Raw genomic sequence first — 15,892 nt, 5'->3', positions numbered from 1 at the left:
CAAATTTAACGATCAAAGGAAAAATATGTCCAAAGTGCCCGTGAGCGAGGCCGCGGAAATCTTAGGCGTAACCAAGGAAGCCGTCTACAACCGCATTCGTCGCGGAACGCTAAAAACCTTTGAAAAAGACGGCGTAAAATACGTGGTTTTAGAAGGCTACGAGCCTCAAACCGCACCCAAATCAGCGCCCAAAACTTCAAAATCCGCTAAAAGCTCGGAGTCAAAAAAAGCTGCGAAAGCGGGCGAATTTGACGTGAATCAATTTCTACTCTCGCAAATTGGCGAACTAAAAGAACAAAATCAAAATTTGCAAGCCGATAAAGATAGGCTTTTTCGCGAAAAAGAGCAAATTTTGCTAAACAATAAAACCGAAATAGCTCAAATTTACCGTGAAAGAGACGAGAAGCTAAGAGGATTTTTAAGTATGCTCGAGCGTCCGCTACTGGCTCGCCAAAATGGCGAATACGTAGCGCCCATCGACGTAGAATTTGTCGAGAGCAAGCCTGAAAACGAGGGCAAATGGACGAGCCTGGCCGAGTTTTTAAAATCGCAAAATTTAAGCGGCAAGAGCCTCAAAAAAACGCAAAATAAAATCATAAAAAATATCGGAAAATCAAAATTTATCAAATTTAAAAAAGGCGTGATAATGGTAAAAAGTAAGAAAATTTCAAAGGAGCTAGATAAAAAATGAGAGTTTTTAAAGGCATAAAAAAAGTAGCAAGCTACGCTGCTGTGGGCGGCTTTGGCGCGGTCGTGATGGCGGGATTGGCCGGCTGCGGTAGCAGCGATAACGGCGGAGCAAATAACAATGACGGTAGCGCTCTAAAAGAAGCGGCGCAAAAAACGGGAGCCTTCGTCATCATCGAAGAAACCGCGCCCGGCAAATATAAAGTTCTAGAAGAGTATCCGAGCAGCGAAACGCGCGTTGTGCTAAAGGACATCAACGGCACCGAGCGCGTGCTAAGCAAAGAGGAGATGGATAAGCTAATCGCCGAAGAAAATGCCAAAATCGACGCCGGAACGTCGAATCTAACCGGCTCAAACGCTCAAAACGCGCAGCTAAGCAGCGGCGGTATGAGCCTTGGCGAGACGCTTCTAGCCTCGGCTGCGGGCGCGATCATAGGCAGTTGGATAGGCAACAAACTCTTTAACAATCCCGGCTATCAGTCGCAGCGCCAAAGCGCGTATAAAAACCCAAGCGCGTATTCAAGGAGCGTAGATAGCTTTAACAAAGCCAAAGCCGCTAGCTCGGCTAGTAAACCAAGCGGCGGAAAGAGCGGATTTTTCGGCGGATCAAGCTCAAGTTCAAGCTCAAGTTTCGGAGGATAAAATGATAAATTTAAAAAAAATCGAACCGCTAAATAGCGAATTTTTAGGCGAGATCGGCTTTACCTGGCACACCGATCCGGACGGCAGCGACTACGTAGCAGACGAGCTAGTCGAGGTTAGCGAGGCACAGGCCGAGGCCTACTACAACGCCGCAAACGAGCTATATGATATGTTCGTCGCGGCCGCCCAGTACGTCATCGACAACAACCTCTACCACGAGGTCGGCATCCCGTTTAACCTCGTAGATCTAGTGCGCGAAAGCTGGGAAAACGACGTGCACTGGCATCTTTACGGTAGATTTGACCTTGCAGGCGGGCTAGACGGCAAGCCGATAAAACTCATCGAATTTAACGCCGACACCCCGACGGCCGTATTTGAGACGGCGATCATTCAGTGGGCGGCGCTTAAATTTAACCGCATGGACGAGAGCGCGCAGTTTAACGACCTTTATGACGCTTTGAAGCAAAATTTTAGGCGCCTCGTGACGCTAGATGAGGAGACCGAGAGCTTTAACGAGCACTACGAGGGCTGGAAAATTTTATTTAGCTCGGTTGCGGGTAGTAGCGAGGACGAGCAGACCGTGAAGCTACTGCAGTATATCGCCGAGGAGGCGGGCTTTCACACGGCGTTTGCTTACGTCCACGAGGTCGTATTTAACGACGAGGAGGGCGTGTTTTTTGACGGAGAAAACTACGAATACTGGTTTAAGCTCGTGCCGTGGGAGGACATTGCCGTAGAGGAAGGCGAGCTAGCCATCATCCTAAAAAACATCGTCCAAAATCAAAAAGCCATCATCCTAAATCCCGCATACACGCTGCTTTTCCAAAGCAAAGGTATCTTGAAAATTTTATGGGATCTCTATCCGAATCACCCGCTTTTGCTCCAAGCTAGCGATAAGCCGTTAGCTGGTAAAAAGTGCGTGAAAAAGCCGGTTTTTGGGCGAGAGGGCGCAAACGTGAGCGTAATAGAGGCGGACGGCAGCATTAGCTCGCAAAACGGCGGCGACTACGGAGCAAACCGCGCGATCTATCAGGAATTTTACGAATTTAACAAAGACGCCGCCAATAACAGCTATCAAGCCGGCGTATTTTTCGCCTACGAGGCGTGCGCGCTAGGATATCGCAGAGGCGGCGAAATTTTAGATAACTACTCCAAATTCGTGGGGCATTTTATCAAATAAGGACGCAAAATGAAAATAGTCTGCCTCGATGCCGCGACGCTTGGAAGCGACGTAAATTTGGACGTTTTTGGGCAGTTTGGCGAGTTTGTTAGCTTTGAGACGACCGCCGCGGACGAGCGCATAGAACGGCTAAAGGGTGCGGACGTCGTCATCACGAACAAAGTCGTCATCGACAAAGAGACGATGGACGCGTCAAATTTAAAGCTAATCTGCATAAGCGCGACGGGTATGAACAACGTCGATCTCGCATACGCCGCAGTAAAAGACATCGCGGTAAAAAACGTCGCAGGCTACTCGACGGCTAGCGTCGTGCAGCATACGTTTGCTTGCCTTTTTGCGCTGACGAATCGCATCAAATTTTACGATAACTACGCGCAAAGCGGCGAGTGGGCGAAGAGTGAAATTTTTACGAATCTAGACCGCAGTATCGGCGAGATAGCGGGCAAGAGCTTTGGCATCATCGGGCTTGGCGAGATCGGCAGAGGCGTGGCGCGCATCGCGGCGGCATTTGGTGCGAGCGTGAGCTACTACTCAACCAGCGGCGCAAACGCAAGCGCGGAGTTTAAAAGGCTAAATTTAGACGAGCTTTTAAGCGGCTGCGACATCGTGAGCATCCATGCTCCGCTAAACGAAAAAACGCGAAATTTGATCGGAGAGCAGGAGTTAAATTTGATGAAAGAGGGCGCGATTTTGATGAACTTCGGACGCGGCGGTATCGTGGATGAGAGCGCCGTAGCCCGCGCGATAGATGGGCGAAATTTGCGATTTGCCGCCGATGTGCTAGAGACCGAGCCTATGCGCTCGGATCATCCGCTGCTTCGTATCAAAAACAAGGAAAATTTGATACTCACTCCGCACGTGGCTTGGGCGAGTTTTGAGGCTAGAGAGCGGCTCGTAACGATGATCGTAGAAAATATAAAAGAATTTTTGAAAGGATAAAAATGGCAACTGAGCATAGTTTTGATATAAGCGCGGCGGTCGATATGATGGAGGTCAAAAACGCGCTAGAAACGGCTAAAAAAGAGATCGCGGCGAGATATGATTTTAAGGGGCTTGCGGCTGAAGTAGAGCTAAACGAAAAGGAAAAAATCATCACGCTTCTTAGCTCTAGCGACAACAAAATCGACGCGCTAAAAGACATCGTGATCTCAAAGCTCATCAAGCGAAACATCCCGCCGGTAGCCGTGACTGAAAGCAAACGCGAGAGCGCGAGTGGCGGAAATATCAAGGCAACGCTAAAGCTAAACGACACCCTAGATAGCGAAAACGCGAAGAAAATCACCAAAGCGATCAAGGACGCAAAGCTAAAAGTAACTGCGGCAATCCGCGGCGAAGAGGTGCGCGTGAGCGGCAAAAGTATCGATGATCTGCAAGAATGCATAAGGCTCGTGAAGGGGCTTAATTTGGAGTTACCGATTAGCTTTAAAAACTTAAAATAGCGGGCATTTTCGCGAGCGCCTTTAAATGAGCTAGAAAAATTTCGCTCCACAGGCTACATGCCTAGCGCACGCTCAATTTTTCGTCGCAAGATTTAAATTCATCTCGCGAAATCGTCGCTTGACTTTTGTATTCAAAATTTGACGTTCGTCAAATTTAACCGCAAATTTAACGTATCGAAATTTTAACTCCCAATCTAAAAATAAAGAAGGATTAAAAATGGGCTTTTTTAAGAAAATTTTCGGCAAACAAGTCGATCTTGGCGAGCAAATGCCGATTTATTTCGCAAGCAACGAAGAGGACTATATGCAGCGTGCATTCGAGCAGGCGCGCGAGAGTTTTAGGTATTTTTGGCGCGAGCTTTACTGGGAGCGCCACAGGGTCGTGCCAGGGCTTGATTTTGCGATGGTTAAAATTTGTTTTTTAGACGTCGTGAACGGCGAAGAAGTCGGCGAGCATATGTGGATAAACGACGTGGATTTTGACGGCGAGACCATCTCGGGCACGCTCGTAAACGAGCCTGACGCCGTACAAAACGTAAAAAACGGCGACCGCGTGAACGCAAAGATAGACGAGATGAGCGACTGGATGTTTGCGGTGGGCGGACGCGCGTACGGCGGATTTAGCGTGCAGGCGATGCGTTCGCGTATGCAAAAGGGCGAGCTAAAAGAGCACGATAAAGCGTGGGGGCTTGATTTTGGCGATTTTAACGACATCTTGGTAGTTTACGAGCAAAAAGAACACCCGGAAAATTTGACCGAGCACCCGATGTGTAAAAATGTGCGCGAGAAATTTGAGCAATACGTAAAAGAAAACCCAAGTATCCTCACGGACGCCGATGAGGAAGGATTTACGCAGCTGCACCACGAGGCGCTCGCGGGCAATCTAGCGCTCGTAAACGTACTGTTGGCAAACGGCGCGGATAAAAACTTACGTACGAAAAGCGGTAAAAGAGCGATTGATTTAGCCGAGTATTTGGGCTGGAGCGAAATCGCAAAGGCACTTAGATAACTAAATTTATAAATTTTAAATAAGATAGGTAAAATTTGAGCTACCAAGATATTTTAAACCAAAAAGACGAGAGCATTAAAAACGCTAAAAAATTTGTAAATTTCTTAAAGGCGAATTTTTCATGTTGCGAGATAAGAAATAGCAAACAAGCGCGTTTGATCGATCTTTTAAATGAAGAGAGCGATCTTTTTGATAGGCTAAATAGAACAAATTTTGCTGAAATTTCAAAAAGGCTCGCCGAGATAAAAGAGCAGATCGTTCTTATTGTCTTAGACATAAAAGACGAGATCAAAAAAGACTTTAGCGAGCAAAACTATGAATTTTACAAAGGAGCGCTATCAAAGGAGTCAGACGAGCTTGAAAAGGTCAAAAACGAGCTACTTTTAAACTCATTTTTCGAGAGTCGTTTGAGTGAGCACTCGGCAAATTTAAAGGCAAATTTCATAAAAGAGTGCGTTGCTTTTTTCTTTAGGCATTCAAATTTCATCGTGCCGATTATTAGTGTACTTTGCTACTTTTTGTATTTTGGCTCCGAGATCGGATATTTCCCGAGCTTAGATAGTTCAGAGATGATATTTACGGGCATTTTGCTCTTTTGTGCTACCGCATTTGTCACCTTTTTTGAGATATTAGTCCTGGTTTTTATCTCATTTTTATACCAAAAAGACGATAAAAAGTACAAATTTAAAAAGCCAAAATTTCTATTTTTTTATAACTCAAATTTCATCTACGTTTTAACGCTCGTCTCATTTGCCGTTTTAGCCCTTGCAGCCTTCAAGCTAAACTACGGCTGGGGAGCTATTTTATCGCTATTGTTACTCTCCTACGCCGGAGTAAATTTGGCAGTTTTCTTTAAAGATAGACCAAATTTTATCATCTATCTTTTGTCGTTTCTCATGATTTTACTCTTTATCATTTCGGTTGTTATCTCAAAAAATAGCGAATTTTTGGCGCTTTGGATGCTATTTTGCTCATTCATGCTCTCTTTTATACTGGGCGCTGCTAGCATCAAAGAAACCAAGGACTTTTCGTTTGTATTTTACGCTGCACTCACTCTTATGATAGTTTCAAACTCGCTTTTGTTTATCAAATACTCAGCCAAAATATTTAATATAGGCGATGTGGATTATAAATTTCTACTAGTTGATAAAAGTGCGCTAAATGCCCTACCAAAGTCTCTTTGCAAGGCGAAAGGCAAAGATCAAAGACCTTGTGAGATAGATGAAAAGACGGTTAAAATTTATGGCATTAAGTCGCTTTGCAATATCGGTAAATTTTACTATCTGCAGGCAAAAGACGGAGTGAAATTTGAGCTTGACTCGAGCAAGATCATCTCAAGGGCTAAGGAGTAAAATCCTTAAGCTTTGGGATAAAATTAACGCAGCTTATATAAAAAGATATATAAGCGCAAACGTAAATTTCTCTGGCAAAATTTACGTTAAATTTATTTAAATAGGTTAGACTAGGGCCTTAAAATTTTATTTTAAGCAAAACCTAAGTAAAATACGCGATAAAAATTAAGAAAAGGAATTAATTGTGGGATTTAAGAATATTATAGAAAAATTTGCGGTAAATTACGCACATAATTCTATTCAAAAATCACTATACAACGAATTTAACATAGATATTTTGACCACAACTTACACCAAAACTCCAAAAAAAGACAAAAAGTACATGCTCTACGCTCACGTGCCTTTTTGCCATACGTTTTGCCCGTATTGCTCGTTTCACAAGTATCACTACGAACAGGAGCTTGCGAAAATTTACTTTGAAAATTTACGCGAGGAGATGAGGCAGGTCAAGGAGGCCGGCTTTGACTTTAGCTCGCTTTATGTCGGCGGCGGCACGACGCTTATCAACGAACCCGAGCTTGAAAAAACCCTAAAACTTGCAAAAGAGCTCTTTAGTATCGAAGATATCTCGGCCGAGAGCGATCCAAACCACATCTCGCCGGAGAGTCTAAGCCGTTTTGACGGGCTTATCGACCGCTTAAGCGTAGGCGTGCAAAGCTTTGATAACGAGACGCTAAAAAGAGTCGGCAGGTATGAGAAATTCGGCTCTGCAGAAGAGACGAAAAGAAAGCTCGAGAAAGCTCTGGGCAAAATCCCGGTCATAAGCCTCGATCTCATCTTTAACCTACCAAACCAAACAAAAGAGCAGCTAATAAACGACATAAACGTCGCAAAATCGATCTCTCCGCAGCAGATCACCTTCTATCCGCTCATGAAATCGGAGCTAACGAGAGAGAACATCGCTCGCTCGCTCGGCGTCTCAAACGTCGATAACGAGCGCGAATTTTACGAGATCATCGTGAGCGAATTTGCCAAAGGCGGATATAAGCAAAGCAACGCTTGGGCATTTTCAAACGAAAAAAGCGCAGACCTTCGCGACGAATACGTGGGCTCAAATTTAGAGTACGTTGGTGTTGGCAGCGGGGCATTTAGCTTTCTTGACGGCGAGCTTGTGATAAACGCATTTAACCTACTTGATTACGGCAGAAAGATCAAGGGTAGGCAAAGTCCGGTCATCGCAAAATGCGCATTTAGCAAGAAAGAGAGACTAAAATATACATTTTTAACAAGGCTTTTTGACGGTGCCGTGGATATCAAAACCTACAACGAGCAAAACGACGCAAACATCAACAAAGATCTGTTTGTCGAGCTTAGCTTGCTAAAGCTAGTAAACGCGATCTACGAAGAAAACGGCGTTATCAAACCGACGTTTTTCGGCGAATACATCTGCGTCGTACTCATGCGCGACTTTTACGCGGGCATGGATAAGGTGCGCGCGATATTTAAGAATGACGCGAAGATTAAACGTAGCAAAGTGCTTCGCATCATGAGCGAAGACACCGAGCAAAAATTTGAACAAAACATCATTCAGCCGCGAGCCGCTATGTAAATTTGAGTAAATTTGACGCGATTTTGCCGTCAAATTTATCTCTCCTGCGAACTGCCTTAAATTTATCGCGAAAATAACCCGCCGCCCAAGCTTGTTTAAATTTAATTTATGCTAAATTTCGCACCGAAAGCGACCTTGCGGGCGCAAATTTTACCAAAGGCGAAGCGGTGGACACGGATAAATTTTTAAGCGAAATTTGGGGCGCTCTTAAGCTATTTTTAGACCCCAAGACGCAAATTATCGCAGACGAGCGAAGCCTCGCCGTTTTACTCGCGGCAGATGCTGAAAATTTCGATAGATTTATGGCGCTAAAGGAGTTTAGGGATATCCTTCACGCGCTTGGGCTAAAGGCCGACATATACAGCCTCCAGTGTGCCCAGCTAGGCGCGATAAACGCTCTAAAATCCGCAAAAATCTCAAAATCAAAACTCCTCGCCGCATTAGAAATCCTGCAAACCGAAAACATAATCTCCGCCGCGCATTTTAGCAGGCTTGCGGAGTTTTTGCGCTCTCTTGGCGCAGATTTGCCCGCAGGGAACGAACAAGAGGACGCAAATTTTAAAAAATCAGACGTCTTTCATCAAAAAATAGACGCGCTAAACGATATCTGCAAGCGTATTTTGTCACTAAACCCGTATGCGCACGTAGCAAATGCGGCGACAAAAGCGCGCCAAAAAGTGCACGAGCTAGAGTTTAATGTCGCGGTTACGGGTGTCATAAATGCGGGCAAATCAACCCTGCTAAACGCGCTACTGGGCAAGAAAATCCTAGGCGCCTCAAACGTACCCGAAACTGTAAATTTAACCGTGCTAAAGTATGCACCCGAGCCTTTTGCAAGGGTAAATTTTTGGAGTAAGGCGGAGCTAAAAGAGCTTGGTATAGCGCAAGATCAAGATGACGAAATAGCCGAAATTTACGGCGGCGCGGGCGTCAAATTTGAGAGCGAAACGGCGCAAAATTTAAACGTCAAATTTAACGCGGAGGGTGAATCGGAACCTAAATTTGAAAGCTCTAGCGTGAGTGAGATTTGCTCCGAACCGCCGGCTAGCAAGACCGTCAAAACGGACGAGATCAAGCGCTACACCTCGGCGGACTCAAAATACGCCAAATTCGTAAAAAGCGTCGAGCTTTACGAAAATTTGGAGCTTTTAAAGGATAACGTGCGCATCATCGATACGCCCGGCATCGACGACGCGGTGGCTCTGCGCGAGGAGCTGGTGCGGAGGTTTATGCGGGAGTGCGACTTGATGGTGCACCTTATGAACGTCTCGCAAAGTGCTACGCAAAAGGATCTGGACTTTATCGTCTCAAGCTTGCAAAACTCGCACGCCGTGAGGCTCGCCGTGCTGCTAACTCACGCCGACGTGCTAAAAGAAGGCGAGCTAAACGAGGTCGCTGCCTACGCCAAAAAGAGCGTCGAGGAGCGCACGCGGGAGCTGGGTATCGGGGCGGAGTTTTTCGCCGTGAGCGCTAAAAGCTACTTTGAGGGTAGGCAAAACAGCGGCGTCGAGGAGTTTAAGCAGTATCTTTACGAAACGCTTTTTGGCCCTAGCAGCCAAAAATCGCGCCTTGGCATCGAGGCATATAAAAAGGAACTCGGTCGCGTCTGCGCGCAGTTTGCGGCGGATACGCAAAGCGAGATTTTAAAGCTAACGGACTCAAATTTGAGCTTGTCGCAAAAGCTTTCTGAGCTAAACGAGCAAAAAGCCGCGCTAGCTAGCCGCCTAGAGGACGTGAGAGACGCGGTAAAAGAGGAGCTAGGGCGCCTAGATACGGCTAAGACCGCAGCTAGCTACGAGCTTGGGCTAAAATCTCTAGTCCAGACGCTAAAGCAGCGCGTCGCGGATGACGTAAACTACGCGGCCTCTAAAAAACAAAAGATCGATCCGCAACGCCTCTCGCGCATCGCGCAAACGACGATCAAAGACGGCGTTGCCGCCTTGATGCGTCAAAATCGCAACGAAATCGTGCGGCAAATCGCCGCGTGCGCGCAAAATATCGCGCTAAAATTTGGCGAATTTGATGGTAAAACGGCGGCCGCTGAGATCTTTAGTATAAACGACTATCTACAATCAAAAGGGATAAATTTAGAGTGCGCCCAGGTCGCGGACGCGGTGACTAGCGCGGCAAACTCGGGCGCGCAAGCCGTATCCGAGGCTGCCAAGGTAGCTGCGGAGGAGTTTTTGGGCGCCCAGCGGATCAAAAATTTCGTTTTCGAGCTTAGCGAATTTGAAAAAAGCGAGTTTAAAAAGCGTATCGAAGCCGCGCTAAAAGAGCAAGAAAAGGCGCTCGCAATCAGCGAAGAAGCCCTAAAAAACAAGCTTGCCCAGCTAGCAAAAACTAGCGGAGCGAGCTCGCGGGAGCTAGAGCGACTAAACTCGCAAAGCGAGGCGATAAATGCTATAAATTTGGAGCTGCAAAGTGTTTGAGGAGTTTATAAACGCGTATAAAACGCGGTATTTTAAGATATTTTCGGACGATTTTCACGGGCGATTTAGGCGGCTGCAAAACGAACTAACCGAGCCTAAATTTCACCCGAGCGCCGAGCTAAAAGAGGAGCTAAATAAACTCGATCTGTTTTTATCCAGCCCGCTTACTGTCGCCATCGTCGGCCAGTTTTCTAGCGGCAAATCGACGTTTTTAAACGCTCTTTTGGGTAGCGAAATCTTGCCATCAGGCCTAACTCCCGTGACTTCAAAGCCGACCTTTATCAGATACGGCGCCGCGCCCGGACTTAGCGTGCTTTACGAAAACGGCAGAGAGTTGTATCTGGGCGTCGAGGAGATAGGGCGCTTCGTCGATCAGCGCGTGTTTGGCGATGATGTGAGTAGACTTTGCGTTTACGCGCCCTCTGAAATTTTAAAGCTGGTAAATTTCGTCGATACGCCTGGGCTAAACTCGCTCTCAAAGACCGACACCGCCGTCACGCACGAGGTGCTAAAAGACGTCGCAGGCGTCATCTGGCTAAGCCTGGCCGATAATGCCGCGCGAGCTAGCGAAGCCGCGCAGATCGAGGAGTTTTTAGCAGATGGGGGCAAAACGGCGATCTGCTTGCTAAATCAAAAAGATAAGCTAAGCAAGGGCGAGCTTGAGCACCTCAAAACTCACGCGCAAACGACCTACGGGCGATTTTTTGAGCGCATCATCGCGGTTTCTGCAAAGCAGGCCGTAACGGCGCAAGCCGCAGGCGATGCGGCGCTTTTAGCAGAGTCGAATTTTGGCGCGGTGATAAGCGCTATCCGCGAGCTTTTTGGCGGAGAAGAGATAAAGGAAAAATTCGTGCGTGAAAAGTGCGCTAGGCTGGTTGCCGTAAACGCTGCTCAGCACGAGCAAATCGCTAAAATTTACGAAAAAGCTGGCGAGATAATCGCTAAATTTGACGCCGAGCTGGAGTCAAATTTAAGAGCCGTGCAAGAAAATTTTAAGCCGAAAATCGAGCTAGCCTTTAACGAGCTAAAGCACGTCGCAAAGCTCGTCGCAGACGAGATCCTAGCCAGCCTAAAAAGCGTGAAAAAGTATAAATACTCGCCGCGAAAAACGCTGCTAAAGGGCGAGTATTTTGAAGCTAGCTCGTATGAGGCGGTGGATTTTGATAGCGAAGATGTGTTTTCAAAACTCATCTACAACGACGTGAAATTTGCCAAATTTTTTAGGACGTATAAGCGCGGCCTAAGCGCGTTGCAAGAAGAAATCGGCGCTGCGCTGGATGAAATTTACGCTCGGCTGGAGCGCGAGTTTATGATTTATAAATCAGAATTTGAAAACGCGCAAAAAGAGGACGAAACGCACTCCGATACCCTGTTTGCCGACGTTAGGACGTATGCGGGGCAGGTGTATAGGACGTTTTTGCGAGATTATGAGACGGCGAAATTTAAAGGACTGCAAAAGACGGCGCTGTTTTTTGAAAAGCTAAACCTCAAAGTCGCCGCAAATTACGAAAATGCCGTCAAGATCGCCGTGTATTTTCTAAAAGAAAAGATAGCGGGCTCGATGCGTGCTCATGAGCAAAACGGCTTTGCGCTCTTTATCCCGAGCTTTGACGAGGTACAAGATCGCGTTTTGTTGTCGTTAAATTTATACGAATTTGAAAACGAGATGCTTGGTAATGCGTCGTTTTTAAATAAAATTTTATCGGCTCTAAAGAGCGAATTTGCGCAGATAAAGGACGAAAAACTAGCTAAAATCGCAGCTCTATCGGCAGAGCACGAGAAACTAAGGGATGAAATTTTAAAAGCGGACGAAGGGTTTGGTGGGTAAAATCCTGCTTTGAGCGCGGGGGTCTAAGCGATATTTGACAGCCAAGTTAAAATTTGCTCCCAAACGGGCTTTTTGTCGTTGTTTTTAAAACCTAATAGCAGTTTGATAAATTTAAAAATAAAAATGACGAGTAAAACGGCGTAAAGGACGAAAGCGCCGACCAAAATCTAGTCGAAATACTGAAGTAGACAACTGCACGCTACGCCGCGCAAACGGCTGCGACACCTAAAAATGGCTTGGCTTTGCGTGGTAAATTTTGCCCGTGTTTGATTAAATTCCCTGAAATTGAGTTGCAAGAATCGCAAAATTTGAATCGCTTGCCAATTTTGCACCCGTCGAGCTACAAATTTAACGCTCAAATTCGCAAGAACGCGCGGCAAAGCAGAGTAGGTAGCCCAAATTTAGTGCAAGCGCTATAAAGTCCAGTCAAATTTGACAAAAATGTTAGACAAAATTTGACTAAATTTAATCCGCTGCACTCCAAATTTAGCCGAATTTATCCGTCAAACCCGACCTTTTTATCCTCGCCGAAATTTGAGCTCATCTCGCGTTTGATCTCGCTTTCAAAATCGCTCATCGTAAATATCCCATCCTCGCGCACGGCGACTTTTAGTGCGGTATTTTTAAGCGCCAGCATGATTTGCGCGCCGCTTAGCTCAAATTTAGCCAGCTGTTTGACGTCAAAATTCTCCTCAAAGCTCGCATTTTCGGGCAGCACTTTGCGCCAGATCGCAAGACGAGCGGCGAGGTCGGGCTTTTTAAACTCGATCTTATAATCAAATCTGCGAGAAAACGCGATATCTAGGCTTTGCAAGAAGTTCGTCGTGGCGATGAGTACGCCCTCAAATCGCTCGATTTGCTCCAAAAATATATTTTGCATTTGATTGTGCATTTTATCCGCGCCGCTTCCGCCCTCGACGCGCGTGCTTAGAAACTGATCGGCCTCGTTTAGCAGTAGCACTGGCTCGCTCTTGCTTTTGGCGCAGATTTCTTTGTAGGTGTCGAAAATTTTACGCACGTTTTGCTCGCTTTCGCCGACGTATTTGCTCAAAATTTTAGAACAATCAAAGCTAAGAACCTGCTTTTTTAGGCTCTTTGCGAGGCTTAGCGCGCTCATGGTTTTGCCCGTACCCGGCGGTCCGTAAAAGATGATTTTGGCGTCTACGTTTTTGCGCGACTTGATCCCCCAGCTAGATAGACGCGCCAGCACGCGGCGATCTACTTGCTTTAGGATCGCGTCCAGGAGCTCCTTTACCTTGACGTCCAGCACGACGTCGTTTATGTCGGTCGATGGCTCGATGAGCTCAAAGATTTCCTGCTCTTTTACGAGAGTTTCTAGCGCTAGTTTTTTACTTTTGCTCTCGGTTTTGGGGTGCATTACGCTTTGTAAAATTTCGTCGGTTATGTAAAACGTCCTGCTAAAGCCGCCGTAAGCGTTTAGCGACTCGTCGTAGTCGATGAGGCCGTTTTCGATTAGTTTTGAGCCTTCATCCAGTAGGGCGCGGTTTTTTATTCGTTCAAATTCGTCCGCGCTTAAAATCCCCACAAGCGCGTTTAGATCGCGGTTGGCGTCCGTTTCGCCGACATACTCTTCCTTTAAAAGCGCGAGGAAAATCAGCTGCTCTTTATCGTTTAGCGCGTTATCTTTGAAAATTTGCTCGACGGAAATCGAAATTTTGCTTAAATTTAACCGTTTTTCGATGATGGTTTCTAGCTCTTTTACGTCTTTTTCGAGGCGGCTTTTGGCGTCGCTTGATACGTTTTTGCTAAAAAACGAGAGCTTGCCGTAAAGCTCCACGCGCAAAAACTGATCTTTTAGGTAGTCGAGGTGATCGGCGTAGGGCGCGACTGCTGGCAGCATGAGCCCAAACTCGCCCTCTTCTAAAATTTTAAGAAAAAGCGGCGATAGCGAGATCTCACTGTGAAGTAGGCCTAGTAAATTTGAGCCTGCGCCGTCTGCGCCCTGGTTTTTAAATATAGAAAAGCCTTGCACGATCCAGCCGCTTTCCAGTAGATTTTTTACGTCTGCAAGTCCTGCTAGAAATTTATACTCCTCGCTGCCAAAAACCGCGCAAAGTACGTCGTAGACGCTACTTTGCGGAGTGCCTTCGACGTAGCCTTTGCTTAGATGGCGTAAAATTTTCGCCTCGTTTTGGCTGCATTTTATGAGCGAGGAAATTTTAGAATTTTGCTCGCCGCCGATAAACTCTATCAAAAACCGCACTAAATTTCATCCTTTATCTGCTCTTTTAAAACGCGCTTTAACACCTTGCCCGTCGCGTTTTTAGGCAGCTCGTCTTTAAAATAAATCGTCTTTGGAATTTTAAAATTCGCCAAGTGCTTTTTGAGGTGCGCGCGGATATCTTTTTCGTCCAAGCTCATATTTTCTTTAAACTGGATAAACGCCGTAACCTCCTCGTCCGCGTGTTCGTCTCTGACGCCGATAACCGCGGCGGCTTCGACTTCTGGCAGCTTAAATAGCACCTCCTCGATCTCGCGCGGGTAGATGTTGATACCCTTTGAGATGATGAGGTCTTTTTTGCGGTCGACGATAAAGATATAGCCCTCCTCGTCGATCTTAACAAGGTCGCCCGTGCGCAGCCAGCCGTTTACGATTGTCTCGTCGGTGGCGTCTGGCATATTTAGGTAGCCCTGCATCACGCAGTCACCTTTTACGATTAGCTCGCCGACCTCGCCTGCGGGCAGCTCCATCATCTCGTCGTTTATGCATTTTACTTCATAGCCCGGCAGCGGCAAGCCGACGCTTGAGATTTTTTGTTTTTGCATCGTATTTGCCGATACGATAGGCGAGCATTCGCTAAGGCCGTAGCCCTCTATCAGCACTGCGCGCGGAAATTTGACGCGAAAATCGGTAATAGTCTGCTCGGCCAAAGGCGCTCCGCCGCTGATGAAAATCCTAATGCAGTTAAACCAGCGAAAATACCACGGGATTCTAGCTTTTCCGATAGCCGTATAGATCGCCGGTACGCCTAAAAATACGGTCGCGCGCTTGAGCAGGACTTGTTTTAGGACGTTTGAAAACGGGAAAATGGACTTTACTAAAATAAGCGAACACGCCGAAAATATCGGTAGCAGCACCATCGCCGTGAGGGTAAAGCTGTGAAACATCGGCAAAAACACGGCAAATCTATCCTTCGTGCGTACGTGAAAGACCTCTTGCGCGCCCTGGACGTTTGAGATGAGGTTGCGGTAGCTGATCATCGCGCCCTTTGGCTTGCCCGTGGTGCCTGAGGTGTAGATGATGTGGGCTAGGTCGTCGATACTCGGTCGGTCGGTCAAATTTAGCTCGATTTTACAGTTTAGAGCGTGCGCGTAGCTGATGTTGTTTTCGTCAAATTTGGCTCTATCTCCGATCCAGACGATCTTTTTGATCGCCGTTTTGCTATCTAGCCCTTTTATCTCTTTTGCGAGTTCGACCGAAGCAAAGAGAAATTTCGCCCCGCAGTCGTTTATGATGTATTCGAATTCTTCGTATTTTAAAAAGGTATTTATCGGCACCGCCACGGCGCCAAGTAGCGTGGTGGCAAAGTAGCTGGCGATAAACTCCGGCGAGTTGTTTACGATCATCGCGACTCGGTCGCCTTTTTTCACGCCCATACCTTGCAAAAACGCAGCCAGCGTAAAGGCGTTTGTGCGTAGCTGATTGTAGCTAATCTTGCCAGTTTCTGTATAGATCGCGATGCCGCCGCCGTTTTTATCGACCGCGGCGTTTAGCATATCCTCGAAATTTTCGTAAGGGTAATTCATGGCCGCGCC

12 protein-coding genes are annotated in these 15,892 nt (G+C 46.6%); 10 read left to right on the top strand and 2 right to left on the bottom strand.

Annotation, left to right across the window (positions count from 1 at the left end; translation table 11 throughout):
• Positions 1–25: 25 nt before the first annotated feature.
• The 10 genes from EE116_RS01350 to EE116_RS01305 all read left to right on the top strand — a co-directional run bounded on the left by EE116_RS01350 (position 26) and on the right by EE116_RS01305 (position 12,115).
• Complete coding sequence (locus EE116_RS01350; protein WP_122872916.1) at positions 26–691, top strand: MerR family transcriptional regulator; 666 nt, start codon at positions 26–28, stop codon at positions 689–691.
• Positions 688–1,329: a UPF0323 family lipoprotein gene (locus EE116_RS01345; protein WP_122872915.1), complete on the top strand. Its 642-nt coding sequence runs from the start codon at positions 688–690 to the stop codon at positions 1,327–1,329. The genes EE116_RS01350 and EE116_RS01345 overlap by 4 nt, the downstream gene beginning before the upstream one ends.
• 1 nt (position 1,330) lies before the next feature.
• Positions 1,331–2,509, top strand: coding sequence for a glutathionylspermidine synthase family protein (locus tag EE116_RS01340; RefSeq protein WP_122872914.1), 1,179 nt, complete (start codon positions 1,331–1,333; stop codon positions 2,507–2,509).
• 9 nt (positions 2,510–2,518) lie between these two features.
• The gene (locus EE116_RS01335) at positions 2,519–3,448 is read left to right on the top strand and encodes a D-2-hydroxyacid dehydrogenase (RefSeq protein WP_122872913.1); all 930 of its coding nucleotides are present in this window, start codon (positions 2,519–2,521) and stop codon (positions 3,446–3,448) included.
• A gap of 2 nt (positions 3,449–3,450) precedes the next feature.
• Complete coding sequence (locus tag EE116_RS01330; protein ID WP_122872912.1) at positions 3,451–3,948, top strand: YajQ family cyclic di-GMP-binding protein; 498 nt, start codon at positions 3,451–3,453, stop codon at positions 3,946–3,948.
• 217 nt (positions 3,949–4,165) lie between these two features.
• Complete coding sequence (locus EE116_RS01325; RefSeq protein ID WP_122872911.1) at positions 4,166–4,957, top strand: DUF2314 domain-containing protein; 792 nt, start codon at positions 4,166–4,168, stop codon at positions 4,955–4,957.
• Between the two features lie 35 nt (positions 4,958–4,992).
• Positions 4,993–6,309, top strand: coding sequence for a hypothetical protein (locus tag EE116_RS01320; protein ID WP_122872910.1), 1,317 nt, complete (start codon positions 4,993–4,995; stop codon positions 6,307–6,309).
• A gap of 184 nt (positions 6,310–6,493) precedes the next feature.
• The gene (locus EE116_RS01315; RefSeq protein WP_122872909.1) at positions 6,494–7,858 is read left to right on the top strand and encodes a coproporphyrinogen III oxidase family protein; all 1,365 of its coding nucleotides are present in this window, start codon (positions 6,494–6,496) and stop codon (positions 7,856–7,858) included.
• A 167-nt stretch (positions 7,859–8,025) separates the two neighbouring features.
• Positions 8,026–10,287, top strand: a complete 2,262-nt coding sequence (locus EE116_RS01310) for a dynamin family protein (RefSeq protein WP_122872908.1) — start codon at positions 8,026–8,028, stop codon at positions 10,285–10,287.
• Positions 10,280–12,115, top strand: a complete 1,836-nt coding sequence (locus EE116_RS01305; RefSeq protein WP_122872907.1) for a dynamin family protein — start codon at positions 10,280–10,282, stop codon at positions 12,113–12,115. The genes EE116_RS01310 and EE116_RS01305 overlap by 8 nt, the downstream gene beginning before the upstream one ends.
• Positions 12,116–12,611: 496 nt before the next feature.
• On the opposite strand, the gene EE116_RS01295 is transcribed toward EE116_RS01305, so the two are convergent.
• A complete protein-coding gene (locus EE116_RS01295; RefSeq protein ID WP_122872906.1) occupies positions 12,612–14,339 on the bottom strand; it encodes an ATP-binding protein in 1,728 nt (575 codons plus the stop codon).
• Entirely contained in the window at positions 14,339–15,883 is a 1,545-nt protein-coding gene (locus EE116_RS01290; protein ID WP_122872905.1) for a fatty acid--CoA ligase, read from the bottom strand. Before EE116_RS01290 ends, EE116_RS01295 begins: the two co-directional genes overlap by 1 nt.
• Positions 15,884–15,892 lie beyond the last annotated feature (9 nt).

Origin of the sequence: Campylobacter showae (genome assembly GCF_900573985.1) — a bacterium.
In the GTDB taxonomy this organism is placed as follows: Bacteria; Campylobacterota; Campylobacteria; order Campylobacterales; family Campylobacteraceae; genus Campylobacter_A; species Campylobacter_A showae_E.
Note: the sequence above shows the minus strand (reverse complement) of the source record. Positions and strands in the feature narration are given on the sequence as shown.

Excerpts from the sequence above, each read along its gene's own strand:
- EE116_RS01350 (WP_122872916.1), top strand. The coding sequence starts at position 26 with ATGTCCAAAGTGCCCGTGAGCGAGGCCGCGGAAATCTTAGGCGTAACC.
- EE116_RS01290 (WP_122872905.1), bottom strand. The coding sequence starts at position 15,883 with ATGAATTACCCTTACGAAAATTTCGAGGATATGCTAAACGCCGCGGTC.
- EE116_RS01335 (WP_122872913.1), top strand. The coding sequence starts at position 2,519 with ATGAAAATAGTCTGCCTCGATGCCGCGACGCTTGGAAGCGACGTAAAT.
- EE116_RS01340 (WP_122872914.1), top strand. The coding sequence starts at position 1,331 with ATGATAAATTTAAAAAAAATCGAACCGCTAAATAGCGAATTTTTAGGC.
- EE116_RS01330 (WP_122872912.1), top strand. The coding sequence starts at position 3,451 with ATGGCAACTGAGCATAGTTTTGATATAAGCGCGGCGGTCGATATGATG.
- EE116_RS01325 (WP_122872911.1), top strand. The coding sequence starts at position 4,166 with ATGGGCTTTTTTAAGAAAATTTTCGGCAAACAAGTCGATCTTGGCGAG.
- EE116_RS01345 (WP_122872915.1), top strand. The coding sequence starts at position 688 with ATGAGAGTTTTTAAAGGCATAAAAAAAGTAGCAAGCTACGCTGCTGTG.